The sequence below is a fragment of the Vibrio sp. Vb1729 genome, assembly GCF_033338655.1.
GTDB classification, from domain to species: Bacteria; Pseudomonadota; Gammaproteobacteria; order Enterobacterales; family Vibrionaceae; genus Vibrio; species Vibrio alginolyticus.
Genome location: NZ_JAWOTB010000004.1, coordinates 1 through 25,390, shown reverse-complemented (window position 1 = coordinate 25,390; position 25,390 = coordinate 1). Strand labels below are relative to the sequence as shown.

The window sequence follows — 25,390 nt, the reverse complement described above, 5'->3', positions numbered from 1 at the left end:
ATAATACAGGAATAACAAAAGGGCTCATCGTTTGATGAGCCCTTTTCGTCACTGAAAATCGAATCATAGAGATTGTAATAGCTGGTAGTAACGACCTTTTTGAGCGAGTAGCGTTGGATGGTCGCCTTGTTCGATGATCTCACCTTGTTCCATCAAACAGATGCTATCCATACTTTCTAGCTCTATCAGTCGGTGTGTAATGAATACTACTGTCTTATTAGCAAAGTGTTCATTGAAAAGCGCCATCACTTTTCGTTCCGTACGCTTATCGAGGCCTTCAGTCGGTTCATCTAAGAGTAGGATTGGGGCATCACGTAGCAATGCTCGAGCAATACCGATTCGACGTTTCTCACCACCAGATAACTGACGACCGCCGTCGCCTAACCAAGCGTCTAACCCCGGCTCTTCAAGAAGTCCGCCAAGCTCGACTTTTTGTAAAATAGTAGACAGTTGCTCATCACTTGCATCCGGAGCGGCCATGAGTAAGTTGTCACGTAGTGTCCCGTTTAGTACATCTACGCGTTGACTGACCACAGTCATTGCTGCTCGCAGGTCCGACTCGCTCCAATCTTGCAGTTTTGTACCACCGATTCGAACTTCACCTTGGTTAACATCCCAGTAGCGGCAAAGAAGCTGAATCAGTGTTGATTTACCAGAACCTGTTTGACCTACAATGGCTGTTTTAGTGCCCAACGGTAGTGAGAGTGACAAGTCTTTCAGCACCTTTTGCTGACCGTCAGGGTAAGTGAAATCAATGCTGTCGAATTCAATGTCTAACGTTGTGTCTTTATGTTTCGACTGCTCAGGGAAGGCGACGTCAGGTTCAGCCAAAATTACTTCATTTAAACGACGAGCAGAAGTCAACGTTTGACCGAGATACTGGAATGCGCTCGCGATAGGCATCAGAATCTCAAAGCTCGCCATGGTTGCAAACGCAAACAGCGCAATCCAAGGATCAGGAGCACAACCACCTACGCCGTCTGCAGCAAACCAAAGCATCACAACCAGTGTAATGCCGTTCACCAGCATAAGCAGGCCTGAAGCCATGCCCGTTAAATTCGCGTTCACAAATTGGTTAGACAGCAACTGCTTCTGCTTCTCTAGAATGAGATTACGATAACGTTCTTCTGCTCCAAAGATACTCAGTTCGCTGTAGCCTTGAAGCCAGTCCAGTGTCGCCACTCGCAATTGCGCTTTATGATGAGTGAGATTCTCGCCATTATTTTTACCCAGTTTATAGAACAGCACTGGCCATACAAACAACATGACGGTAAGAATCGAGCCAAGCAGTAGGGCGAGATGCCAATCAAAGAACGCCAGGACAGCCGTTAAACTCAATATGCCAAAAATACCAATCACGACAGGGCTGATAAGTCGAAGGTATACGTGATCCATCGCATCTACGTCCGCTACTAGACGGTTGAGCAGATCGGCATCACGCATCGTAGAAACACGACCCGGAATCAGTGGTGCAAGTTTCTTAAAGAAGAAGATACGTAGATCGGTAAGCAGCTTGAACGTTGCATTGTGGCTAACGACACGTTCTCCCCATCGACCTGCGGTTCGAGCCATTGCAGCGCCGCGTACCCCGGCACCTGGTAACATGTAGTTGAAGGTCTCACGAGCAACCGTCAAGCCTGCCACCGCTGCGGCTGAAATAAACCAACCTGATAGCGTTAATAAGCCAATAGACGCCGCTAAGGTCAGAAATGCCAGTAGCATACCTAGCGAAAGACCAAACCAGTGTTTCTTATAGAGTTTAAGATAAGGGAGTAAATCACGCATCTAAGTTCCCCTTGTCTGTTTCACGTTGTGCGAGGTTCGCTTCCAACATGTCTTTAAATAAGCCATCTTCTGTCGACAGTGTGGCGTAATCACCACGTTGAACAATCTGACCGTCCTGCATAACAAGAATTTGCGATACGTTTTGTAAAGGCGCAAGTTGGTGAGTAATCATCAGATTCGTTGTGGCATGCGCATACTTGTTAATGCCTTCCATCACGAGTTTTTCACTGCGAGCATCTAAGCTTGCGGTTGGTTCATCTAATAACCAAAAACGACCATTTTGTAGCATGGCGCGAGCCAGTGCTAAACGCTGCGCTTGGCCGACAGATAAACCACCAGAACGATCAGATATCGGATAATCCAACCCATGCATTTCAACAAATTCAGCAGCGTGAGAGTCATTCAACACAGAATGTACGTCTGCATCCTGAATATTGTGCTTACCTAGTGTGATGTTATCTCGAATGCTACCGTGTAATAGCATCGGGTTTTGACCAATCCAGCTTACTGCCTCTCGCCATGTGGCTAGATCCAGTTGCGACAATTCGCAGCCATTAATTTTTAAGCTACCTTGATAAGGCATGAAACCGAGGATTGTGTTTACCAAACTTGTTTTACCTGCGCCACTTGGTCCAACCAACGCTGTACTTTTGTTGGCTTCAAGAGAGAAGGATAGGGGACCTGCGAGCTGCTTACCTTCCGGACTAAAAATGGTTAACTGGTCCGCTTCAATATGGATAGGGCTGTTTTTATCTAACGCTTGGGTACCATCTTTGATTTGATCGACTTCCAAATCCAGAAACTCGACAATGCTTTCTGCTGCGCCAACCGCTTGCTGTTTCGCATGATAGAACGTGCCCAAATCACGTAATGGCTGATAAAACTCTGGAGCAAGAATCAGAATGAACAAACCAGCAAAGAGCGTAACACCTGTGCCGTAGTAGCCGAAGTCCAGCTCCCCGATATAACTAAAGCCAAAGTAGACAGCGGTAATTGCGATAGAAATAGAAGTGAAAAACTCTAACACCGCAGAAGACAGAAACGCGATTTTCAGAACGTCCATGGTACGAGTACGAAAGACTTCTGAAGCCCCCTTTAGCGTCTCAGTTTCAGATTTTGTTCTATCGAATAAGCGAATGGTCGTCATTGCTTGCAAGCGGTCATAAAAGTGACCCGACAAACGCTGCATCGCTTTAAAGTTTTTACGGTTTGCTTCTGCGGCTTTCATCCCAACCAGTGCCATGAAAATAGGCACTAGTGGTGCAGTGACCAGGAAGATCAAGCCTGCTGCCCAGTTTACTGGGAATACGACAACCAAAATGATGAAAGGCACTAGTACCGATAATGACATTTGAGGCAAGTAGCGTGAGAAGAAATCTTGCATATCTTCTACCTGCTCTAAGATGAGCGTTGCCCAACTGCCAGCAGGTTTGCCTTTGATGTAAGCTGGCCCAAGTTTATGAACTTTATCTAAAATGAGTTGGCGAATATAAACTCGAATTTGCTCCCCGCAACGGTAACCGGCAAGCTCTCGACCCCAGGTACAAGCAGCTCGACCGATAACCGTGCCACCGAGCCCAACAAAATGCCAAATGAGCTCGGCTTTATCGACTTGGTCAATGATTAACTGGTGCAGAATGGAGGCGAGCAGGGCTGCTTGAGCCAATAAAAACACGCTTGAAAGTACGCCTAGGCCTATCGCAATCATAAGCCAGCGCTTGGCTAACTTACTTTGTTGCTTCAGCCACTTATTCAAGCTGCTTTGCTTTTTCTTATCCATCGTGAAGGCTTAATGATAATTGTTTTAATGAGGCAGTAGTATACAAAAGAAAACCCAGCGGGAATACCGCTGGGCTTTAAGGATATGACACAAATGTGAAAAGTTATTTGTCACCAAGTGAGTCTAAGAAACGTTCAGCATCTAATGCAGCCATACAACCTGTACCTGCAGAGGTGATCGCTTGACGGTAGTTGTGGTCCATTACGTCGCCAGCTGCAAATACACCTTCGATACTAGTTTGTGTTGCGTTGCCTTCAAGACCTGATTGAACGATGATGTAGTCATCTTTCATGTCTACTTGGCCTTCAAAGATTTGTGTGTTTGGCTGGTGGCCAATTGCGATGAATGCACCCATTACATCGATATCTTCTGTCGCACCGCTGTTCACGTCTTTAATGCGGACGCCCGTTACGCCCATATCGTCTCCCAGTACTTCATCGAGAGTGCGATCGGTATGAAGAACGATATTACCGCTTTCAACTTTATCCATCAGACGTTTCACAAGGATCTTCTCTGCGCGGAATGAATCGCGGCGGTGGATCAGGTGAACTTCTGACGCAATGTTAGATAGGTATAGCGCTTCTTCAACAGCCGTGTTACCACCGCCCACAACTGCAACTTTCTGATTACGGTAGAAGAAACCGTCACAGGTTGCACAAGCAGAAACGCCGCGACCTTTAAATGCTTCTTCAGACTCAAGGCCAAGGTATTTTGCTGATGCGCCGGTAGATATGATTAAGGCATCACAAGTGTACTCACCTGAGTCGCCTTTTAAACGAAATGGGCGTTGTGATAGCTCTACTTCATTGATGTGATCAAATACGATTTCAGTTTCGAAACGCTCGGCGTGTTCTTTCATGCGATCCATCAATGCTGGACCTGTCAGTCCCTCAGCATCGCCTGGCCAGTTTTCAACTTCAGTTGTGGTGGTTAGCTGACCACCTTGTTGCATTCCCGTTACAAGCACAGGGTTTAAGTTTGCACGCGCTGCGTAGACGGCAGCTGTGTATCCTGCAGGACCAGAACCAAGAATTAATAATTTACAGTGTTTTACGTCGCTCATTATGGCTCCAAAAAGGGCGTAACATTTCCCTCGATTGTATGGAAATTCTTAGTGCTTTAAAAGCATAAACAACGATTGTGATCGAATAATTGGTTATAGATTAGAACCCACTAAATATTGATTGAGAACGTTGACTTCTAGCATAAAATTCTATTCGTAGTAGAGAAGTCTAGTTTCAAATATTGTCAAAGCGTAAAACTGAAACATGGCTCTGTTTTTGTGGTTTGGTTTGGTTTGTTATGTTGTTTTCGTCGTTTTGTTGAAGCTATCAACGTTAAAAGCTGGTAATTGCAGAATATTTGCGTAACCTAGTGTGTAAATTAAATGTTAATTAATGTGCCTCATTAAAGGAGCAAATGATGTTACATTCACGTGAGAATACTCTACATTTAACACAGCTCAGCATGGCAGCAATTGAGCAGCTTTCCCCATCGTTTGAAGAACTGCCTCGTACCGAACATGCAGATGGTCAGTATCGACTACGACGTTATTCTGTGGTTGGTTTTGATAACGGCAAAGTCATCGACTTAAATAAAAATAGCTTTGTTCAATCCTCTGATATCAACCGATTTCAAGGTGATGTTGTAAGACAATTCGAGCCAATTGAGAAGGATATTCTTACCAGCGATGGCTTTCGAGAAATGTGTGAATTGTTTGTCAATGCGAATCATCTGCCAAACGGTCAAGAAATAGAAATTCACCAAATCCGTATCAGGGCACTGGAAGAAGAAACCCAAGTAGCACCTGAAGGTGTGCACCAAGACGGTTTTGATCACATTGCAATGGTTGGTGTGGGACGCCATAACATCATCGGTGGCGACATCATGCTGTATAGCAGCCATAACCAAGCCCCATTTTTCCGTAAAGTGCTAGAAACCGGAGAGGTCGCAATCTTGGCTGATAGCAAGCTGTGGCATAACGCGTGCCCAATCCGCTCTGTTATTGATGACGAAGCGGGCCATATGGATGTATTTGTACTCACTGCTACGGATAAGCGTAATGAACTTCAATCTTAATCAGATCAGAGAGCAATTTCCGGCGTTGGCTCAATACCACAACGACAAGCCCGTGACGTTTTTTGATGGTCCAGGTGGTTCACAAGTGCCTCAATCAGTACTAGACAGCATGGTAGGGTATTTAGGTCGTTTCAACGCTAACTTAGGCGGGCATTATTTTTCTAGCCAAGTGACCGTTGACGTAATGCAAAATGCGCGTGAGTCGGCTCAGGTTCTACTTAATGCCCCTTCATCTGGCAATATTGTCTTCGGTGCCAATATGACCTCACTAACCTTTCAGCTTAGTCGCGCGATTAGTCGAGATTGGCAAGCAGGAGATGAGATCATTGTTTCCGCTTTGGATCACTATTCAAATGTATCCAGCTGGCAGCAAGCGGCAGAAGATAAAGGCGTTACGGTTCATCAAGTTCGTATCAACGAAGAAGATTGTACGCTGGATATGGAGCATTTAAGCCGCCTTCTTTCTGATAAAACGCGCCTTGTCGCTGTGACTTATGCATCGAACACGACGGGCTCTATTGTGGATGTACAGCAAGTAGTCAGCATGGCGCACAATGTTGGGGCACAAGTTTATGTGGATGCCGTCCATTATGCGCCTCATCATTTGGTTGATGTTCAAGCGTTAGGTTGTGACTTTTTAGCTTGCTCAGCTTACAAGTTTTTCGGACCGCACGTTGGTATTGCTTACATAGCCGATCAGTGGCTCCACAGTATTCGCCCTTACAAAGTCGAGCCTGCCACTAATATAGGCCCAGGTCGATTTGAAACAGGAACGCAAAGTTTTGAAGGTCTTGCTGGTGTCGTTTCTGCGGTTGAGTATCTGGCTCAATTTGGTGAAGTCGGTTTACCTCTTCGCCAACGATTGGAGCAAAGCTACCAACTGTATGAACAACATGAGCAGCGCTTGAGTGAGCGTTTCTTACAGCGTTTGAATGCATTAGATGGTGTCAATCTATTCGGTATCGCAAAGGAAGATAGCCAACTCCGCACGCCAACTTTTGCGCTAACGTTTGACCGATATTCTCCAGAGTTCATCGCGAAAACACTGGGTGAACATAACATTTGTGTATGGAATGGTCACTTTTATGCGTTGGGCTTAGTTCGTCAACTTGGTTTAGAAGAATCGGGTGGTGTAGTGCGAATTGGTTGTATGCATTACAACACAATAGAAGAAGTCGATATGTTATTCGATGTGCTTGAAAGCATCCTTGACGCATAACTAACGATTTCTTCCTGATAGAAAAACAAAAGCTCGGGTCAAACTCGAGCTTTTTTCGTTTTTATTTGAATCAACGCGTTCTGCAAGCGATTACGCACTAACTTCAACTTCATAGGAAGTGAATTTTCTTACATTAATAACGCCGGTATCAAAGATGAGGTATTGACCTTTGATGCCTTGCAAAGTGCCAGTAACAACCGGGTTTTTATCGAAGTTATGCGAAGTGATCTTCGTTGGGTGCTGTTGTACCGGGTAGCTAAGGTCGGTAATGCTTTCGTTTAATACTTCAATGGCATCTTCGCCGAATTGCTGTTTTATCTCGGCAATTTTCTCTTCGACTAAAGGCAATAGCTCAGCAAAACGGTCCTGCAATGCCATAGGTTCACCGTCACCTTTTAGCAGTGTGCGCCAATTGGTCTTGTCTGCGATATGTTTCGCCAGTTCAACTTCAATTAAACCGGAGATATGGCGAGTTTTTACTTTAAAAATTGGCAAGCCCTGAGTCGCGCCTTGGTCAATCCAACGAGTCGGGATTTGAGTATGACGAGTAATACCAACTTTTAAGCTGGATGTGTTGGACAGGTAGACAAAGTGATCCACCATGCAATTCTCTTCACCCCATTGTGGTTCGCGACAAGTCCCTTGATCGTAGTGGCAGGTCTCTGGCTTCATGATACACATGTCGCAGCTTGCTAGCTTTTTCATGCATACAAAACAGTGGCCTTGCGAATAACTCTTTTTCGTTTTCTTTCCACATGAGCAACAAAAAATATTGCCAGTGTGAGTCAGTGTGAGCGTTTTACCCAGAAAAGGAGTTAAGTCGATTTCTTCCTCACCGACAGGAAGACGGTAGTTGACGGCACCGTCCAGAGAAGCACGCATTTTGTTTAGCGTGCCAGTTGCAATTAATGACATGACATTACTCATTATTGTGTTTTTGCACAGTATATACTGAAGTGGAGAAGAGATGCAGGGTTGACAGGAGCTTTAAAGTAAATGTCTTGCACTAAATTATTATGCATCGTGTTTTATTTTCTAAAAATTATGGCTGTGAAATGCTTCGCAAATAGAAGTTGGGCTGCACTTTTTAGAAATTTTAAAACGTGATAACGGTTCAAAATCCGTTACCATGTATCGAAACTAAGAATTGAATGAAAAAGCGATTTTATTTCTTGATAAATCACCTTGATTTCATTTTTGAAATTATTGAACCCCACGTATTGTATAATCTCAGCAGGTCACTTGCCCATGAAGTGGATCCATAACTTTATCTTTGCTCTTTCTATTTGCACTATCAGTTTGGTTGCCCTTTATAGTGTGCTTGGCGATACGCGAAAGCTGACCATTACACCTGAGCATTTCAATATCTATGCAACTAAAGATGCCAGTGAAGGAGGTGTGAGTGAGGCAGATATCACATACGATCAGCAAAGCCTAGTCTTTAGCTGTGCACTAAAGCAGAGCTCGTATGCTTGGCCTTACTGCGGAATCTCGGTTTATACCGATTCAGCAACGCCAACACAGGGTATTGACCTTTCCAACTACCATACGATTCGATTGAAGGTGCGATATGAAGAGGCAGGAATAGGGGCTAACCCTAGCCACGATCTACGTTTGTATCTTCGCAATTATAATTCTGAGTATTCCAAGCCGGACGACGAGTACACCATTAAATATAATGGCATGCAGTTTTCTCCGTCGGGTTCGAGCGATATTGTCGAAATTCCGATTAAAAATCTTCAGGTGATGACCTGGTGGTTAGCAGATAACGGAGTCGCGATTGAGCACTCTGCACCTGAATTTTCAAACATCACACGTATTGATATTGCAACTGGGTCTGGTGCGGCACTTGGTAAACATAGAATTGTGATTGATAAAATTGAGTTTGAAGGCGCTTACCTTGCGCAAGAAACATTGTTGTATGCATTATTACTCTCTTGGATGGCGCTTGGACTGGCTTTTTCACTGCATGAGTTACGAAAAAATAGAGTGGCTTATGAAAAAGCGCAAAAGCGTCACCGTCATTTGGAAAAGGTGAATGATACTTTGCGAGCTCAAAACTATGAGTTTGCAGAGCTAGCGCATCGAGATGCTTTGACGGGCGCGATGAACCGATATGCTGTGCAACACTGGCTGGAACAACAATCTCGTCAGGTTCGCTGGGGGCATAACACCTTCAGTATTCTCTATTTGGACTTGGATAAGTTTAAAAAGGTGAACGACAAATTTGGGCACCAAATGGGGGATGACATATTGCGCGAATTTGTCATGGTGGTAGCGACTTCTATTTACTCAGACGATCGACTCGTTCGTTGGGGCGGCGAAGAGTTTGTCGTATTTTGCCCTGATACCAATATTGAACAAGCGTTAGAGAAGGCAGAAATGATTCGCAAAAATGTGGAGGATCATTTGTGGGTGCACGGTGAATCATTAACTTGCAGTATTGGCATTGCCCAAATGCAGAATGAACGCGTCTCAGAAACAATGGCGAGAGCTGACGAAGTGTTGTATCAGGCGAAGCGCAATGGTCGCAACCGAGTGGAAGCTCATTATGGTTTACTTGCTTGCGAAAAGAAGCAAGCCTGATAGCCGTTCACTAAAAGGAAAGAAAAAAGGTGGCCAACTGGCCACCAAGAGGGAAACTGCTGAACACCACTTAGGGGGGAAGTTTGGGTTATCGATACGATTACCGTGAGCAGCAGTGTAGTGCTAATCGAATTTGCTATTTTTACCAGAACAACCAAGCGAAAAGCGTTAGTGCAGCAATACAGGCAATGTTTAATACGAAACCAATTCGCATCATTTCTTTTTGCTTGATATGACCCGTACCGAACACAATCGCGTTTGGAGGTGTTGCAACAGGTAACATAAATGCACAAGATGCAGCGACGGCAATCAGTGCAGAGAGAATAACCGGAGACATGCCTAAGGCTTCTGCAATGGTCGCAAATACAGGGACAAGTAGCGCAGCACTGGCGGTGTTACTCGCAAACTCAGTCAAGAAGACAACAAAAGCAACCACTGCAAGAATCGTTAAGAGAATACCGGCTTGCTCAAGGAAGCCTGACAAGCTATGAGCCAAAAATACGCTTGTTCCGGTTGCTTTTAGGACGTTACTCAGACAGATACCACCACCAAATAGGATTAACACACCCCAGTCGGTTGTTTTCTCAATATCTTTCCACTCGACGGCGCGAGAAGCACCAAGTAGAAGGATGGCGCCAATGGCTACAAGAGTATCGAACTTCGCGAAGCCACCCAGCATAGCGTTAATAGGCTTACTGAATATCCACAACGTCACGGTCAGTAAGAAAATCGCCAACGTAATCATTTTGCCGTTTGTCCATTCGACTGGTTGATGGTCAAGGTCAAACTTGTGGCTAAGGTCAGGCTTAGTCATCGTGTACAATACGAGGATAGCGATTGGCATTAATACTAGGGAAATAGGTACACCAAACTTCATCCATTCAGTGAAGCTTAGGCCAACTTCAGCGGCTGCAATTGCGTTTGGTGGGCTACCAACCAGTGTTGCAATACCACCAATTGAAGCACTGTAAGCGATACCGAGTAGAACAAACAAAAAGGTGTTGTGGTTTTTCTTGGCGTCTAGCTTTGTCATCACACCCAGCACAAGCGGTAACATCATCGCGGCGGTGGCGGTGTTTGAAATCCACATTGACAGGCCAGCACTCACACCAAATAGCATGAATACAGCGACAGACATTTTTCCTCTTGCCAGCAATAGTACTTTATCTGCAATAGCTTGATCTAACTTTTGTTTATGTAGAGCCGCAGCTAGTGCAAAACCACCCAAAAATAGAAAAATGATGGAGTTGGAAAAGTTATTCAGTGCGGCTTGAGTGTTGAACACACCCAAAAATACCGCAAGTAGTGGTATGAGCAGCGCAGTAATGCTGACGTGAATCGCTTCGGTTAGCCACAAAATAGCAACAAAAACTAAGATGCTCAGGCCGGTTACTACTTGTGGTTCAAAGGGTAAGGTATTAAACAAGATAATGAACAATAGGATATTCGCGTTCAAAATCATGCTGTTGCGAGTGAAGAACCAATTCTTCAATGTCACAGCGAGTGCGGTCATGGGTAGTGCTCCTTTTGCATTGCCTTTTGTCGGTTTTTTTTATGGCAAAGTAACTGACTTGTAGTTATTTATTGATGAAATGTTACTTTGAATGCGAAAAAGAGTTTTGCCTGAATCGTAGAGCAAATTAGAAAGTGTGATGTTGAGAATTGGAAATGGGTAGAAAACTACCCATTTGTTTTATAGAAATGTTACTAGGCTTGTGAGCCACGTTATTCCTCTATTCGACGGGGACTTGAAGAGGCTCGTTAGCTGCTTTATTTGGCTCTTTTACTGCGACGATAGGTTCTTGAGGGCCAAGAAACTTAGGCTGCGTATTGATAATATACAGGTCTAAAAACGCTTTCACACGGGCTAGCAGTTCTCGAACACGCATCGATGTTTTTTGCTTGTTGGCCGTCGGCCCTGCTACCGCGAGACACTGCGCATCAATGCTGTAAGCATCAGCGATGAACAGTGCGCGTTCACAGTGAAAGCGCTGAGTCACAATCAGAAATCGCTCCGAAGCAAAAATTTTTTTCGCTCGTACAATCGAATCTAAGGTACGAAAGCCAGCATAATCAAGGTGAATCACTTCTTCAGGCACGCCTGCTTTAAGTAAATCGCGTTTCATTGTCCACGGTTCGTTGTATGAACGGTGGGCGTTATCGCCACTCAATAAAAACTGTTTTACTTTGCCTTGGTTGTAAAGCTCAATCGCCGCATTAATGCGATGAGTGTAGTAAGTGTTGAGGATCTTTCCGATGTATTTACTGGTACCAAGAACTACGGCAACCTCATGTTGAGGGATTTGCTCGTATTCAGTGAAAATGCTCTCTTTGGCTTGTAAAACCACCCACCGGTCGATGGCAATAACAGAAACAAGCAGACTAAGTGCAGAGATCGACAAAATCAAAGCAAATCGCTTCCAGGAAAATTTCAGCTTCCACTTTGATCTTATGCGAGAAAACAACAAAACGTTTTATATCCTTAACTAAAAATGTAGTTCTCATCATATCTGATAGAAACAAAAAGAGAGAAGCCCATTTATGCCAAAATCTGGTTAGGATGATAAAAAAATAAAAGCCCCTACATGGTAGGGGCTAATTATTAAACGAATTGTCTCAAGCTTAGAACGCAGTGCGTTTGTAGCGGCGGTAAACAGGTTGCCAGAACGACTGTTCAATCGCCACGTTCAATGCTTCATCAGTAATTTCTAATGCGACACCTTGTTCAATTGCCTTTTTACCAACGGCAAATGCGATTTTTTTCGATACTAAGTGGATCTCTTCCAGTGGTGGAAGTAGTGCCCCACGACCGTTGATTGCTAGAGGAGAACATGTTGCGAGCGCGCGGCTTGATTCCATTAGCATCTCGTCAGTGACACGTTTTGCATTGACAGCAAGTACACCAAGGCCAATGCCTGGGAAGATGTAGCTGTTGTTACATTGTGCAATAGGGTAAGTGCGACCTTCATGAACCACTGGCTCAAATGGGCTACCTGTTGCAACCAGTGCTTCACCATTTGTCCAACGAATGATGTCGTTCGGTGTCGCTTCCACGCGGCTTGTTGGGTTCGACAGTGGGAAGACAATCGGACGCTTACAGTGTTTATGCATTTCTTCGATGACTTCTTGGCTAAATAGGCCAGGAGCACCAGAAACACCAATTAGTACCGTTGGCTTGGCGTTACGCATAACATCGAGTAGTGAGAAGCCATTTCCTTCATTTTCCCACTCTTTCGTATTGGTATGCTTTTGCACCAAGCGTTGTTGGAAATCAAGAAGGTTAGGCATGCCTTCTTGTAACAGACCCCAACGGTCAACCATGTAAACTTGTGAGCGAGCTTGCTCGTCAGAAATTCCTTCCGATACCATTTGTGCGATGATCGCTTCTGCGATACCACAACCAGCAGACCCTGCGCCTAGGAAGGTAATACGTTGTTTAGAAAGCTGAGTTCCTGCTGCTTTACAAGCTGCAAGTAGAGAGCCAACAGTAACAGCAGCAGTACCCTGAATATCATCATTGAAGCAACACACGCGGTCTTTGTAACGCTCTAGAAGAGGCATCGCATTTTTCTGAGCAAAGTCTTCGAACTGGATCAAAGCATCAGGCCAACGGCGCTGTACCGCTTGGATAAACTCTTCTACAAATGCATCGTATTCTGCACCCGTAATACGAGGATGACGCCAACCCATGTACATCGGATCAGCTAAGCGTTGCGGGTTATTGGTACCCACATCAAGCACGATTGGTAGCGTGTAAGCAGGGCTGATACCACCACACGCGGTATATAGTGACAGTTTACCGATAGGAATACCCATGCCGCCGATACCTTGGTCACCCAAGCCAAGGATACGTTCTCCATCTGTCACAACAATCACTTTAACGTTGTGGTTTGCTGCGTTGTTCAGCAAGTCGTCAATACGGTCACGGTTTGGGTATGAAATGAACAGACCGCGACCACGACGGTAAATGTTAGAGAAGTTTTCACATGCTGCGCCAACAGTCGGTGTGTAGATGATAGGCATCATCTCAGAAATGTGATTTTGCACTAGGCGGTAATACAATGTTTCGTTGGTGTCTTGGATATTACGCAGATAAATGTGCTTATCCATATCGCTTTCGAAACTTTTGTATTGCTGGTAGGCACGTTCCACCTGCTCTTGGATAGTTTCGGTCGACTCTGGAAGCAGACCTTCTAAGTTGAATGAACTACGTTCTTCAGCAGAGAATGCACTGCCTTTGTTCAAAAGAGGGGTTGCTAAAAGAGCCGGACCCGCATATGGAATATATAGTGGGCGTTTATCGTTGTTCATTGGGTGCCTTATGTAGGGTTGAAGGATGCGCACCAAATTTTAACGGGTTCACTATTTAGTTGTAAACATGCGTTGATGCACATCAATGTAATGTCGCAAAAAAATTCAGATACCGACGAAAATATCGGCAATATTGGTTGTTTAGAGATACCTAAAGCAGGATTTTTTTACTTGGGTATAATGTTTTGCATCATCAAATCAAATCCAATTTCTATGTTTCAACTACCTATCGACAGCCTGCAAGCCGAGTTTGACCATCATGTAAGCCTTAACCATCTTGTGGTGGAAGCCGAAACCGGGTCGGGTAAATCTACCCGCTTGCCCATGTGGGCGGCAAAACACGGACGCGTTCTGGTTATTGAACCACGTCGAATTGCTTGTACCTCGCTGGCTGAATTTCTTGCGGAGCAATCTGGAGAGCCAATAGGTCGCAAAGTCGGTTACGCGATCAAGCTTCATGCCTACTTTGATGAAAAAACCGAAGTTGTATTTGTGACTCCGGGGGTTGCACTGCGTTGGTTTTCGGAAAACAAGCTAGCAGACTTTGATGTCGTGATAGTGGACGAATTTCACGAGCGACGCTGGGATATTGATCTATTAACCGCCATTTTGAAGCAAGGAAATCAACATCGATTGATCGTCACTTCCGCTACCTTAGAAGGCGAAAAGCTTGCTCGTTACCTGAATGCTAAGCGTCTGCGTTCCGAGGGACGTTGCTTTCCAGTCACGGTGACACATCGTTCCACAGACAGCCGCTATTTACCGAACAAAAAGGGATGTGAACAGGAGGTTGTCGGAGCGGTAAAAGAAGCACTGGAAGATGAAGGTGGCGATATTCTTGTTTTTCTCCCAGGACGCAAAGAGATCACCCAATGTGCTCAGATGCTACAAAGTTGCGGCGATGTCATGGTGGTTAAACTTCATGCCTCGGTCAGTGATGAAGAACGACATCGTGCGCTGACGGTACAAAAGCAACGGAAAGTCGTATTGGCAACCAACGTCGCGGAAACCTCTCTGACCATTCCTAATATCCGTGTGGTAATCGATAGTGGTTTAGAGCGCAGAACTGTACAACGAAATGGACGTACAGCACTGACATTAACCAACATTTCTAAGGCCAGTGCCGCGCAGCGAATGGGGCGAGCAGGTCGCGTTACCGAAGGGGCTTGTATTCGTCTATATGGTGAGCACGCGCCTTTAGAATTAGTGACGCCTCCAGAATTACACAGAGAAGAGCTCGTCGAGCCCATGCTGGCAGCGGCTTGTTGTGGGTACCGTCTCTCAACACTCGATTTTCTCGACTCAATTCCCCCAAAGTCGCTAGAGGCATCTCATTCGACGTTGTTATCCATGGAAGCGATTGATGAGGATGGCAATGTCACGCAGCACGGGAGAAAAGTATATCCACTACCTATTGATGCACTGTTTGCCGATCTCGTTACCAGAATTCAAGCGAAGCCAGAGAAGGAAGCAATGATTGATTTGGCTGCCGCCTTATCTGTGCCTGCGCAGCTCTATCAGCGACAAAGTGGTGAAGTTGCTGAGCTTCTATCTCAAGAGGAGCCATACGGATGTGATGCCTCTTTGCTGATCCGTTTGGTTCGAGGGGAGCGACTTCCGGGCATTGTCATTGATGCCAGCGCACTCGAAGAGTCACAAGGTTTAGCGAAACAAATGCGAGAAGTATTTGAATTGCCGGAACTTGACGTTGCCTCTCGATATAAACGTGAAGCGCTCTTTTTCTCCATCGCCTCATTGCATCCTGAGCTTGTGTTTGTCCGACGAGCTCGTCGAAGGGATGCTCTAGGAAATGGCGTAGTCGAGATGCTGGTTGGGCGTAACAGCCGCTTTCCTGACAAAGAAGAAGCGGCAATCGTGCTAGATAGCCATAGCGTGCCAGGACGAGGCGTTAAGCAAACACTGAACCTCGCATCGGTTATGATGCCTATCCCGCTGACATTATTACGCGAACTTGAATTTGGGGAGTGGCAACAAGGTGAGACGAATTATGAAGAAGAGACGCCAAGAGCAACAATGCACTTGGTCTACGCCGGGCGAACAATCTGTACTGAACATCAAGCGTTAAAAGGTGATGTTGCTGTTCAGTCTATTGTCGAAATGATAGAAGACGAGACACTGTTACCAGGTTTTGCTTCTCAAAGAAAACAGCAAATCCAACACTGGAAACTCTACAACGCATTGGGCCTTAATGTCGAAGGAGAAGAGGTTAACGACTTGGCCTCCTTGACATTTTCTAGCTGGTTAAAGGATCAGTTGGAAACATTAGGCGTTGAAAACATCGATGATATGGCGTTGTTTGAACCAGAAGACTTAACATTTAACGGTGTTCCAGAATGGGAATACGACGATTTCACGGAGCAGTACCCTTTAGAACTTTCGCTGCCAGAACTCCAACTAGATGTCGAGTATTACGCGTCTCGCAAGCTGGTACAGGTCGTTTATCGAGAGGGAAACCGTAAGGGAGACCCGAAGCGTTGGGAGCTGCCACGCTGGGCTGGTTGGAAGATACAGTATAAAAAGGCCAGTCGAGTGATTGATGTAAAGTAGGTCGGCGGATGGCGTTGTGACAAGAATTGATATTTTCTTGGTGAATCTATAATGATTTCATATTGATAGCGTTACTTGCGTGTTGTTTTTAGTTTCTTAATTGAAATATTAATCAATTGAATGCTTATATATGGCGAAGCTGTACATCAGTTGTTACAAAGCTGGTTTTAATATTTCCTTTTGTATGTAAATTAGGGCATAAAAGACGAATGTTTTATATCCCATTGCTATATCAAAACAGTTGAACGATATTTGGTATATCTCATTTTCGAGTGTCGGGGGCATAGAATGGATCAACAAGGAAAGACGTGCATTGAATTCGACTACACTAGCTTTTTAGGAGCGACAGGTAGTAAAAAATGGACCTTTTTAGAGGCATTTGCCACCATAGCGCCTATTTTCGGTTTGATGTGGAAACAGAACATTGCGGAATTGAGCAAGCCTGAAGATCGGTTGTGGGATGCCGCATTAAAATCGATGTCTTCTCGTAAAAGTGATGAATCCAATTTGGTCCGCTTAACTCAGCTAGCTAAACATGAAGGGATCAATGAATTGCGAGTCGTTATGCCATATTCGCTCGATGTTCAGCAAATCGAGTACATAGAATCTCGCAGTCAGTTGAAGGTGGATACGTCAGAACAAGATGTCCTTAACATCAAGTTTTAGGCTGAGCATTTCCACTTCATCGATGTACCACTTAACAATAGTGCAATGAAAAGCGACCTCAAAGTAGGTCGCTTTTTTATTTTGAGGTTTTTGTCACAGGTCTTGGAAGTGTGATGAATATAGAGTATTTGCACTTAAATTAACAAAAATGTAACGTTTGGAAATGCAATTGTCATAACTAGCTTCTAACTTTGTGTTTTTAGGACAAATTACCGACTAAGTGGTTGGTACTGTAAGTTCGAATTAACGTCCCTTATTGGCACACAAGGATGATTGAGTCACCACGTCATTTGGGCATAAAAACAAACACAATAAGAAAGGAAGTCAATATGTCTTTGTCTCGTCGAGACTTTATGAAAGCTGCCTCTTCAACGGCGATTGTTACCGGGCTGGTGGGCTGTGGTAGCGATGCTAGTGAATCTGTTGCGGTTACCTTTGAGCACGGAGTGGCGAGTGGAGATCCTACTCAGACACAAGTAATCATTTGGACTCGTGTTACAACCTCAGCGAGCTACGCAGATGTAAGCTGGCAAGTTTCATCTAACGAAAATTTTACTGATATCGTGCAAAGTGGCACTTTTGCCACAGACACGAGCCGAGATTTCACGGTAAAAGTTGATGTTCAAAACCTCAACGCAAATTCTCGCTACTACTATCGATTCATGGTTGGAGATGTCACTAGCGAAGTCGGGCAAACTCAAACATTACCAGAGGGTGGTGTAGAAAAGGCATCCATGGCCGTTGTTTCTTGCGCAAACTATCCTGCTGGTTATTTCCATGTGTATCGAGAGATCTTAAATCAACATGAGCAAGAACCGTTTGATGTGGTACTTCATCTCGGTGATTACATTTATGAGTATGGGGCTGGTGGCTACGCTAGTGAAGATGCTGAGGCACTAGGGCGAGAGCCAAGCAAAGGCACTGAATGCATTACCTTAGATGATTACCGAAAACGGTATGCGCAATATCGCCAAGATGCTGATCTGCAAGCGTTACATGCGAGCCTACCAATGATTGCAGTCTGGGATGACCATGAGCTTGCAAATGATAGTTGGAAAAATGGTGCGGAAAACCATCAAGAAGAGGAAGGCCGCTTTAATGATCGTCGTGCAGCTGCGGCTGCCGCGTGGACAGAATGGTTGCCCGTTCGTGAAAACACTTTCTCAAACATGCTGATTTACCGTCAGTTTTCGTTTGGAAGTTTAGTCAATTTGATGATGCTCGACACGCGACTTGTGGGGCGTGATAAACCGTTGGATTATTTCTCGCTCAGCTCACCAACGATGGAAGCTATTGGCGGTTTAGTTGCCCAGTCGCGCAGTCAAGACCGAGAGCTGTTAGGCGGTGACCAACTCGCTTGGCTGATGGATGCGTTCAGTACGCACGACGCAACTTGGAATGTGCTAGGGCAACAAGTGTTAATGTCTCGTATGGAGTTGCCAAGTTCGGTTATGACCGCGATGTTTCAATTGTTTACTGCCACTGAAGAACAAAAAACAGAGGCGTTATTAGCGGTAAACTCTGCGATTACGGGTTATCTCTCTGACCCAAGTTTAGATACCATTGCTTTGCCATATAACCTAGATGCATGGGATGGTTACTACGTTGAGCGAGAGAACGTTTATCAACTGGCCAAAGCCAGCAGTGGTAACTTTGTCTGTTTGGCAGGAGATACGCACAATGCATGGGCAAGTGAGCTTAAAGACGTATCTAAGCATCCTATCGGGGTAGAGTTTGCGACTAGCTCTGTGAGTTCCCCTGGGTTAGAAGCCTACCTCGCGTTAGACCCTGTTGCGATCACTCAAATGGAATACACGTTGCCTCACTTAGTGTCAGAATTACAGTGGGCAGACATCAAACAGCGTGGCTTTATGCGCGTTACTTTTACGCCCGATAAGGCAGAGTCGACCTGGTATTTCGTATCAACGATTAAAGACAAAACATATCAGGTGACGACCAAGTCAGCCTCCACAACCGATGGCACTACGTTAAATATCGGCTAAGGTGAGCCTAATACGAAAAAAGTCCGCAGGCTAGTGCGGACTTTTTATTGGAAAGCGTTTAGCAATCTAGCGACAGTGCTAGTCAATCAATCCGTATTCTTTGCTCAGAACCTCGATGATTTCCGCTTTCGGATTCTCACTCAAATGAATCGGCTTGCCTGTAATCTTCTCGGCAATACCAATGTAAGTGCTCGAAATCGCCATCAAAGATTCGACGGGCAAAGCATTATCACGAGCGAGAGCTTCGCGCTCAGGCATACGTTCTTTGTTTAGCAAGATATCTGGGTCAGGGAAGTGGTTAAGTAGGAACTGGCGGAAACCTTCTTTTGAGTTCTCTACGATGTGACCTGCTTGGTACTCCTTAGCATCCCATATACGAGACGAGTCTGGTGTACCCACTTCATCCATGTAAATCAGCTTTTCATTGCCAGCAGCATCATGAACATAACCAAATTCGAATTTGGTATCGACAAAGATTTGGTCGATTTCTTCTAACGCTTGGCTGATAACGTTAAAGCCTTCTTTCAGCAATTTTTCGTAGAGTGCGATATCGTCAGCGCTTGAGAAGTTAAATGCTTCGTAGTTGTCTACGATGTTTTGACGAGTAATATTTACGTCATCCGCTTCTGGCACACCGGGAATGCCTTTTAGAATGCCTTTTGTGGATGGGGTCATTAGCAACTCTGGCAGTGCTTTGTCTTTTCCTAACCCTTCAGGAAGTTGGATTCCACAAAACTCGCGCTCGCCATTTGCGTAAGCGCGCCACATCGAACCCGTGATGTATTTGCGGCAGATGGCTTCGATTTTTACCGGTTTGGCTTTTTGTACAATCCAAACAAAAGGGTGAGGAATGTCTAGAATATGGCTATCTGCTAAGCCATTTTCTTTGAACAGTTTGAACCAGTGATTAGAAATCGCATTTAGCGCAGCGCCTTTACCCGGGACACCATTAAGACCACCTTCAGCATGCCAAATACAATCGAATGCAGAGATTCGGTCGCTAATCACCATGATAGCCAAAGGCGCATCTGGAGCGACATTGTATCCTTTTTCTTTGATCAGTCGGGCGCTGTCTTCTTCAGTTAACCAGTAAACTGAACGAACTTTTCCACTATGAACGGGTTTATGGGTGCGAATTGGCAGGTCGTCATTGACGGCAAGTACTTGATTAGCAAGGCTCATTGCGACATTCCTATCATCTTAATCAAACGTCAGAAAGAGAAGATATTCAGCAAAATGTGGGCGCTGAATAAATCGAATGTGGGCATCATACCAGAACTATTTTAACTCGCCAGAGAAAAAGCAAACGTTTGCCTGTTTTCTTTAATACTAAAAAAGCCCCCTTAAAAAGGAGGCGAGATGCAGGATGGATAACGTCGAACTTATTAGTGGTACTTATTAACTCTGCCTTCGACGAAAAAGACTTCACACTGATAGCGCTGCGCCACGTCGCGCAACATAGATTGATTCATAAGTGCAATTTTATTGGATGCGACAACAGCACTGGCATTACCTGATCGGATGGCTTTGATCACGATCTCGACTTCTGAAAGCTGTTGAGAGGGCTTCATTTGAATAACGTTTTTACAGCAAATATTAGAAGCAGTGAGTTGTTCAAAGTCTGGACGAGGGCAGTCTGCTGTAAACAAAATCCATTGTTTCTGCTGCGATAAAACAGCCAGCTTAGATAGAAGCTGATCCGAAACGGCCATGGGCTGAGTTGCTTGTGCCAATACGTTGTAACGAGAGTATGTATGAGATTGACTTTGTAACTGCATCTTACTGTTCCTTTATACATGCTGTATGTGTATACAGTAGTTTGTTTTGGCGACCTGATCAACCAGTTTCTCAAAAGTTATTTGCGGTTTTTTGAAAAGGAAATAAAAGGATTTTACTTTAAGTAATTGAATTTATTTGTTTATTTTTCATTTCTGATATGTCTAACATCAATTTAAAAATGTGAGGTGAGTAGAAAGTTGGACGAGAGACATACAGGGGTTTACTACTGTATATACAGGTGTTTTTCACGGACAGTGGTTTGTATACAGTGGAAGAGGGCTGATAACCGATGCGACATGCTATGTAGGATAGGAGGGAATACGAGATAGAGATTGGAAATAGGCTTGGGCGATCAAAAAAGCGCCTTATAAAAGGCGCTTTTGAAAATCAGTTCCATTGATTCCGTCTTGCTTAGCTCGCTCGTTGCAAACGTTCGCGCATTTGCAATTCGCCTTGGTTAAATAGGCGCACGTCGATTTTCGCCATATCGTAACAAGCTTTACATGAGTAGTGGTGCTTGCCATCTAAATAATCGTGACGAGTTACAAGACTAGGTTTTTTACACCAATCACAGGTGCCTTCTTCAGTGAACATTGATTTTCTCCCCACCTAGATTAATTTGAGTCGTTAGGTGTTATTTTGCGCCGGGCATTATGGCATAAAAGCGCGACTTAAGTTAAATGTCTGTTAATTTCTTTGAGAGGGAGATCGATTGCGGTGTTTGATTATATGGGAATAAAAGCATGGTAGCCAAAGTATCCTGACCTATTTTTACTGTTTTGTAACATTTTGTGAGACGAGCTTAAAGGCATGATTGAGTCGCTTCATTTCTTCTTCACTGCCCCTTGTGTCAGGATGATAAAGCTTTGATAATTGTCTATAGCGTAGCTTGATTGCCTGTAAATCAGGGATGGTTTGTGGTGTGTAGCCAAACATAGCACACGCGACGCTTAGCTTATGGTTCTCTGCCTGGGTTTTGGATTTCTTAAATTCTTTGAATACTTTCTCTAGCTGGCGTTTCAGTTGCTTGTTCGTAAACTCTAGCTCTTTTATTTTTTTCGCCATTCGTTGATTTTGGCTTTCCTCTTTGGCTTCAAGCGCTTTTCTATTCTGCTTAAGTTTCTTGATTACGAGAAAACTTAAGCCGCTGATGATGAGTATCGCCGCTAGCCAAATCAGCCATAGAAACTGCGAGTGTTCTACTTTGGGGTTTGCAACTGTGCTTTTCTCTTCTTGTGTTTGCTCCGCCTTTTTATCGAGCGACTTTATTTGCGAGACTTGCTTAGCTCGCAGTTGGTTGAAGCGCAGCTCTAACAGTTGATTATAAGCTTGTTCTGCTGCTGGATTATGCTGAGAAGCCATTTGATACAAGGCTTCAGTCAATTGAGAAGTTGTGACCTTATCTGGATTGCGCTGAATAAAATCGGCGAGAAGAAAGCCACGATCGGTTGGGTCATTGAGTGCGATAGAGGTTAGCCAATATAACGCTTGTGTTTCATTTTTTTCGCCATTTATCCCTTTAGCAAAGTCGTTCGCGAGCTGTTTTTGTGCAGGGAGGTAACCTTGGTTGGCGGATTGCTCTAGCCAGTAGCGCGTTTCTGGTGAGGCTTCAGCTTCGTTTGATGCCAATAATTGTTGTGCGTACTCGTATTGTTCGATGGGGTCATTTGGAGCTTGAGAGGCAAGTGAGTAGCCAGAAAAGCTGAGGCTAAATAAGCAGAGTAGGGCAGACGTTTTGACAGACATTAATATGTCAGGCCTAACGATAATGGTTAGGCCTGCTCCGGTAATTTTTTATTATTACCGTTATGGTGCAACCAAATTACTTCAGTGGCAAGATCTGGATTTCAACACGACGGTTGCACGCACGACCTTCAGAAGTTTGGTTTGAGCAAATTGGGTTACGTTCGCCGTAGCCGCGTGCAATTGCACGACCAGGTGCAACGTTTTGAGATACTAGGAATTGACGTACGGACTCTGCACGGCGCTCTGACAACGTTTGGTTGTATGACTCACTACCTGTGCTATCCGTGTAACCGTCAATAACGAGACTGGTATCTGGGTACTCAACTAGGATGCGAGCAACACCGCGTAGAGTATTATGGATACTAGCATCAAGCTGGTAAGAGCTTGAAGAGAAGCCGATACCGTTTTCCATACGCAGTAAAAGCTGATTTTCACCAACACGCTGAACTTGTACGCCAGAGTTTAGCAAAGCGCGACGTAATTCCGCTTCTTGTTGGTCAAAGTAGTAACCAACGCCAGCGCCAGTCGCTCCGCCTGCGGCTGCACCAATGAGTGCATGCTGACGACGTTCTTTAGCATCATCACCCGTTGCTAGGCCGATTGCTGCGCCAGCGATCGCACCAATAAGCGCGCCTTGCGTGGTGGAGTTAGTTTCGTATTCACCCGTTGTTGCATTTTGGCGTTGAGTGGCTTGACAGCCAGTAAGAGCTAGCACTAGAGCTAGTGCAATAGGCATCTTTTTCAAGGGAAAATCTCCGTATAAAACTGAGGCGAAACCATGCCTCATAATGGGATGCGAATTATGAATAAACAAGCATTAATATTTGTTATGAGAAAGTAAGATTGATAAGAGTTTCTGTAAGAAAATTCCTATCAATACTGCCAAAGCTCTCAAAGTAAGCCCCATCGACATCGAAGTCATTGCTGCTTATGTGAATCCTTTACTATCCTGGCTATTTCGATGAATCGCCCAACATTTTGCGTGCTTGTTCGCCGCCCACTCCACGGTTAACTGAAACCTTTCTACCTTTCTTTAAGCCCACTTCGTAGTCTTCAGTTAGGTTTTTCATCGCTTCTTTCAATTGCTTCTTGAACGTTTCGCGGTCAATGTTTTGGAATTCTTTATCAATATAGTCATTAATTTTATTGGCCGACTCTTCATCTGGAGAAATAATTGGCAATTTTTCAATCGCGCCTTCCACCCAGCCAGATACAAATGAGTTCACACGGCGAGTCACTTCCTGAGAAGAGGTGCCTGTGCCAGCAAAGCTGTTTCGGAATTGTCCGGTACTTTCGTTCATCTCGCGATAAACAATATCGAAAGCAAATGCAGCAAAAATAGCGCGATCTGCTTCACCGATAAATTCGACACGTTTGAGCCCTTTGTGATTCAACAATACTGCTTCGACACCGAATTTTGTGTTAATGCCGCGAATCACTCGCAATATGGTAGAACTGATGTTCGCTGGTAGCAGATGAGAAGATTGTGTTTTTCCCATTCTGATGAACTCAATATCGTCTTTATCGAGACCATATTTAAGCATGAGGCGATGTGCCATTTTGATAGCATTGGCAGCCTCATTAACATTAGCGGAATTGCCCAGTTCTAAGCACTTGGCGATTTTTTTCAGAGCTTTTTGTTTATCCATCGACAACCAGTAACGAAAGCAGAAAATTTATGAAGTCAGACATATTACCTTTTTTGACATAAAAACGAAATACAAGGTGGGACTGAAGATAATTTCTGCACATAAAAAGAAGCCTCGCATTAAGCGAGGCTGGCGTTTTAGTTCGTCGTAATCAGTATGAAGTCGTACTTGTGTCTAAGAAGCCATTCTTCATTAAGATTCGTTAGAATTACAACCCGAGCTGGTTGAGCAAGTCATCGGCATCATCGTTTGAACCCGACGATTTAGATTCTTTCTCAGCCAACTGTTTACGTGTTGCCTCTAAAATGTCGTCTGGGTTTTCGTCTTCAGCAACTTCAAACTCTTCCAGTTGGATGAACTCAGTTTTATCCATTGCTAGCTCGAGATAGAAAATATTGTTGTTTTCGGTGGAGAACGTCACTCTGCGCGCTTGAGGGCGGTCAAGGTTGGTATCAACTTGTAAGATAACTTGCTTATTCAGCGCCAGCATTTTTGGTTGGTTTTGTGTGATGTTCGTTTGCAGGTCTTTACGAATTTTATTAGTGAAGTCTCCGACCAGTTGATTCATGAGTTCACCCAGAACATCGCCTACCTCGTCAGAAGTATGAGATATTGCCAGTTCTTCTTCTGGCATGCCCATATTACGCATGTAGTTGGTGTAGATCTCCAGTGCGGCTTTTGCCGTAAAATTAATCACAACTAGCCCGGTAAATCCGCCATCAAACAGAACAAAACAGCCAAAATCTGGTTTGAGGCTAGTCTTGTGGATTTTTTGCACCATTGCTGAATAATTTACTTGAGAAGATGTCGCCGAAGTAAGTACGCCAGAAACAGACTGGCAAAGTTTGAGAAGGATATCTTCAGTGGTCACAATTTTATTTTTTTTCATTCTGAAAACTCATCTAGAAACGCGATTCGTTCCCCAATGTAAGGCATCAAGCGTGAAAAAATAAAGCATAAGTTTAATTATTGTATCGAGATTCTGATTTGCTCGTCTTTTTAAATGTTGTAAAGTGACGAAATTCAAAGAATATTACTTCACTAACTCTTTTGTGGTGTTTTTTTCGCTTAGCGCCAATTTGTATGAGAAGTGAGCAAATAATTACACAACCCGCAGCTGATCGGATCAGCGTCGTAGGGGCAGGAAGCAAATGTTACCAAGATTACACTCGCAAACTGATGTCGATCCTCTTGTTCTTAGTTTTCTGAAAGAGCTTGA

Annotated in this window: 20 protein-coding genes; 6 read left to right on the top strand and 14 right to left on the bottom strand. The window is 44.4% G+C overall.

What is annotated here, in order from left to right; translation table 11 throughout:
- Positions 1-63: 63 nt before the first annotated feature.
- The 3 genes from cydC to trxB all read right to left on the bottom strand — a co-directional run bounded on the left by cydC (position 64) and on the right by trxB (position 4,628).
- The gene (gene cydC / locus R7E29_RS01910) at positions 64-1,785 is read right to left on the bottom strand and encodes a heme ABC transporter ATP-binding protein/permease CydC (protein ID WP_318082379.1); all 1,722 of its coding nucleotides are present in this window, start codon (positions 1,783-1,785) and stop codon (positions 64-66) included.
- Positions 1,778-3,565, bottom strand: a complete 1,788-nt coding sequence (gene cydD / locus R7E29_RS01905; protein ID WP_206225506.1) for a heme ABC transporter permease/ATP-binding protein CydD — start codon at positions 3,563-3,565, stop codon at positions 1,778-1,780. The genes cydC and cydD overlap by 8 nt, the downstream gene beginning before the upstream one ends.
- Positions 3,566-3,668: 103 nt before the next feature.
- Complete coding sequence (gene trxB / locus R7E29_RS01900; protein ID WP_213906465.1) at positions 3,669-4,628, bottom strand: thioredoxin-disulfide reductase; 960 nt, start codon at positions 4,626-4,628, stop codon at positions 3,669-3,671.
- Between the two features lie 359 nt (positions 4,629-4,987).
- On the opposite strand from trxB, the gene R7E29_RS01895 reads away from it, so the two are divergent.
- Entirely contained in the window at positions 4,988-5,644 is a 657-nt protein-coding gene (locus R7E29_RS01895; protein ID WP_005377989.1) for a 2OG-Fe dioxygenase family protein, read from the top strand.
- The gene (locus R7E29_RS01890; RefSeq protein ID WP_054576433.1) at positions 5,628-6,863 is read left to right on the top strand and encodes a cysteine desulfurase-like protein; all 1,236 of its coding nucleotides are present in this window, start codon (positions 5,628-5,630) and stop codon (positions 6,861-6,863) included. The genes R7E29_RS01895 and R7E29_RS01890 overlap by 17 nt, the downstream gene beginning before the upstream one ends.
- Before the next feature lie 90 nt (positions 6,864-6,953).
- Here R7E29_RS01890 and R7E29_RS01885 read toward each other — a convergent pair whose 3' ends face one another.
- Positions 6,954-7,778, bottom strand: a complete 825-nt coding sequence (locus R7E29_RS01885) for a DUF2797 domain-containing protein (protein WP_053303179.1) — start codon at positions 7,776-7,778, stop codon at positions 6,954-6,956.
- A 333-nt stretch (positions 7,779-8,111) separates the two neighbouring features.
- Between R7E29_RS01885 and R7E29_RS01880 the strand changes: the two genes are divergently transcribed.
- Positions 8,112-9,449 carry a GGDEF domain-containing protein gene (locus R7E29_RS01880; protein WP_213906464.1) on the top strand — a complete coding sequence of 446 codons (1,338 nt, stop codon included), beginning with the start codon at positions 8,112-8,114 and terminating at the stop codon, positions 9,447-9,449.
- 142 nt (positions 9,450-9,591) lie between these two features.
- Here the strand turns inward: R7E29_RS01880 and R7E29_RS01875 are convergent, their stop codons facing one another.
- The 3 genes from R7E29_RS01875 to R7E29_RS01865 form a co-directional block, all read right to left on the bottom strand.
- A complete protein-coding gene (locus R7E29_RS01875; protein ID WP_017634863.1) occupies positions 9,592-10,962 on the bottom strand; it encodes an SLC13 family permease in 1,371 nt (456 codons plus the stop codon).
- Positions 10,963-11,182: 220 nt separating this feature from the next.
- A complete protein-coding gene (locus R7E29_RS01870) occupies positions 11,183-11,917 on the bottom strand; it encodes a vancomycin high temperature exclusion protein (RefSeq protein WP_005388862.1) in 735 nt (244 codons plus the stop codon).
- Between the two features lie 154 nt (positions 11,918-12,071).
- Positions 12,072-13,760, bottom strand: coding sequence for an NAD-dependent malic enzyme (locus R7E29_RS01865; RefSeq protein ID WP_005377977.1), 1,689 nt, complete (start codon positions 13,758-13,760; stop codon positions 12,072-12,074).
- Between the two features lie 213 nt (positions 13,761-13,973).
- Between R7E29_RS01865 and R7E29_RS01860 the strand changes: the two genes are divergently transcribed.
- From R7E29_RS01860 to R7E29_RS01850, 3 genes are all read left to right on the top strand, one after another.
- Complete coding sequence (locus tag R7E29_RS01860) at positions 13,974-16,328, top strand: helicase-related protein (protein ID WP_054576477.1); 2,355 nt, start codon at positions 13,974-13,976, stop codon at positions 16,326-16,328.
- Between the two features lie 288 nt (positions 16,329-16,616).
- On the top strand, positions 16,617-16,994 hold the full coding sequence (locus R7E29_RS01855) for a hypothetical protein (RefSeq protein WP_005377965.1): 378 nt from the start codon (positions 16,617-16,619) through the stop codon (positions 16,992-16,994).
- A 329-nt stretch (positions 16,995-17,323) separates the two neighbouring features.
- Complete coding sequence (locus tag R7E29_RS01850; protein ID WP_054576435.1) at positions 17,324-18,997, top strand: alkaline phosphatase D family protein; 1,674 nt, start codon at positions 17,324-17,326, stop codon at positions 18,995-18,997.
- A 78-nt stretch (positions 18,998-19,075) separates the two neighbouring features.
- On the opposite strand, the gene R7E29_RS01845 is transcribed toward R7E29_RS01850, so the two are convergent.
- The 7 genes from R7E29_RS01845 to R7E29_RS01815 form a co-directional block, all read right to left on the bottom strand.
- Positions 19,076-20,179, bottom strand: a complete 1,104-nt coding sequence (locus R7E29_RS01845; protein ID WP_005377963.1) for a phosphoribosylaminoimidazolesuccinocarboxamide synthase — start codon at positions 20,177-20,179, stop codon at positions 19,076-19,078.
- A gap of 203 nt (positions 20,180-20,382) precedes the next feature.
- A complete protein-coding gene (locus tag R7E29_RS01840; RefSeq protein WP_054576436.1) occupies positions 20,383-20,775 on the bottom strand; it encodes a cell division inhibitor SulA in 393 nt (130 codons plus the stop codon).
- Between the two features lie 412 nt (positions 20,776-21,187).
- Positions 21,188-21,370: a hypothetical protein gene (locus tag R7E29_RS01835; protein WP_005377960.1), complete on the bottom strand. Its 183-nt coding sequence runs from the start codon at positions 21,368-21,370 to the stop codon at positions 21,188-21,190.
- 177 nt (positions 21,371-21,547) lie between these two features.
- On the bottom strand, positions 21,548-22,522 hold the full coding sequence (locus tag R7E29_RS01830) for a molecular chaperone DnaJ (protein ID WP_054576437.1): 975 nt from the start codon (positions 22,520-22,522) through the stop codon (positions 21,548-21,550).
- A 76-nt stretch (positions 22,523-22,598) separates the two neighbouring features.
- Positions 22,599-23,258 (bottom strand): OmpA family protein, encoded by a 660-nt coding sequence (locus R7E29_RS01825; RefSeq protein WP_005377956.1) that lies wholly within the window; start codon positions 23,256-23,258, stop codon positions 22,599-22,601.
- Between the two features lie 217 nt (positions 23,259-23,475).
- The gene (locus R7E29_RS01820; protein WP_005377954.1) at positions 23,476-24,171 is read right to left on the bottom strand and encodes a DUF2786 domain-containing protein; all 696 of its coding nucleotides are present in this window, start codon (positions 24,169-24,171) and stop codon (positions 23,476-23,478) included.
- A gap of 208 nt (positions 24,172-24,379) precedes the next feature.
- Positions 24,380-25,060, bottom strand: coding sequence for a DUF3334 family protein (locus R7E29_RS01815; RefSeq protein ID WP_005388843.1), 681 nt, complete (start codon positions 25,058-25,060; stop codon positions 24,380-24,382).
- Positions 25,061-25,390 lie beyond the last annotated feature (330 nt).

Bases quoted from the DNA above. Each gene is read 5' to 3' on its own strand.
- cydC (WP_318082379.1), bottom strand. From the start codon at position 1,785: ATGCGTGATTTACTCCCTTATCTTAAACTCTATAAGAAACACTGGTTT.
- cydD (WP_206225506.1), bottom strand. From the start codon at position 3,565: ATGGATAAGAAAAAGCAAAGCAGCTTGAATAAGTGGCTGAAGCAACAA.
- trxB (WP_213906465.1), bottom strand. From the start codon at position 4,628: ATGAGCGACGTAAAACACTGTAAATTATTAATTCTTGGTTCTGGTCCT.
- R7E29_RS01895 (WP_005377989.1), top strand. From the start codon at position 4,988: ATGTTACATTCACGTGAGAATACTCTACATTTAACACAGCTCAGCATG.
- R7E29_RS01890 (WP_054576433.1), top strand. From the start codon at position 5,628: ATGAACTTCAATCTTAATCAGATCAGAGAGCAATTTCCGGCGTTGGCT.
- R7E29_RS01885 (WP_053303179.1), bottom strand. From the start codon at position 7,778: ATGTCATTAATTGCAACTGGCACGCTAAACAAAATGCGTGCTTCTCTG.
- R7E29_RS01880 (WP_213906464.1), top strand. From the start codon at position 8,112: ATGAAGTGGATCCATAACTTTATCTTTGCTCTTTCTATTTGCACTATC.
- R7E29_RS01875 (WP_017634863.1), bottom strand. From the start codon at position 10,962: ATGACCGCACTCGCTGTGACATTGAAGAATTGGTTCTTCACTCGCAAC.
- R7E29_RS01865 (WP_005377977.1), bottom strand. From the start codon at position 13,760: ATGAACAACGATAAACGCCCACTATATATTCCATATGCGGGTCCGGCT.
- R7E29_RS01860 (WP_054576477.1), top strand. From the start codon at position 13,974: ATGTTTCAACTACCTATCGACAGCCTGCAAGCCGAGTTTGACCATCAT.
- R7E29_RS01855 (WP_005377965.1), top strand. From the start codon at position 16,617: ATGGATCAACAAGGAAAGACGTGCATTGAATTCGACTACACTAGCTTT.
- R7E29_RS01850 (WP_054576435.1), top strand. From the start codon at position 17,324: ATGTCTTTGTCTCGTCGAGACTTTATGAAAGCTGCCTCTTCAACGGCG.
- R7E29_RS01845 (WP_005377963.1), bottom strand. From the start codon at position 20,179: ATGAGCCTTGCTAATCAAGTACTTGCCGTCAATGACGACCTGCCAATT.
- R7E29_RS01840 (WP_054576436.1), bottom strand. From the start codon at position 20,775: ATGCAGTTACAAAGTCAATCTCATACATACTCTCGTTACAACGTATTG.
- R7E29_RS01835 (WP_005377960.1), bottom strand. From the start codon at position 21,370: ATGTTCACTGAAGAAGGCACCTGTGATTGGTGTAAAAAACCTAGTCTT.
- R7E29_RS01830 (WP_054576437.1), bottom strand. From the start codon at position 22,522: ATGTCTGTCAAAACGTCTGCCCTACTCTGCTTATTTAGCCTCAGCTTT.
- R7E29_RS01825 (WP_005377956.1), bottom strand. From the start codon at position 23,258: ATGCCTATTGCACTAGCTCTAGTGCTAGCTCTTACTGGCTGTCAAGCC.
- R7E29_RS01820 (WP_005377954.1), bottom strand. From the start codon at position 24,171: ATGGATAAACAAAAAGCTCTGAAAAAAATCGCCAAGTGCTTAGAACTG.
- R7E29_RS01815 (WP_005388843.1), bottom strand. From the start codon at position 25,060: ATGAAAAAAAATAAAATTGTGACCACTGAAGATATCCTTCTCAAACTT.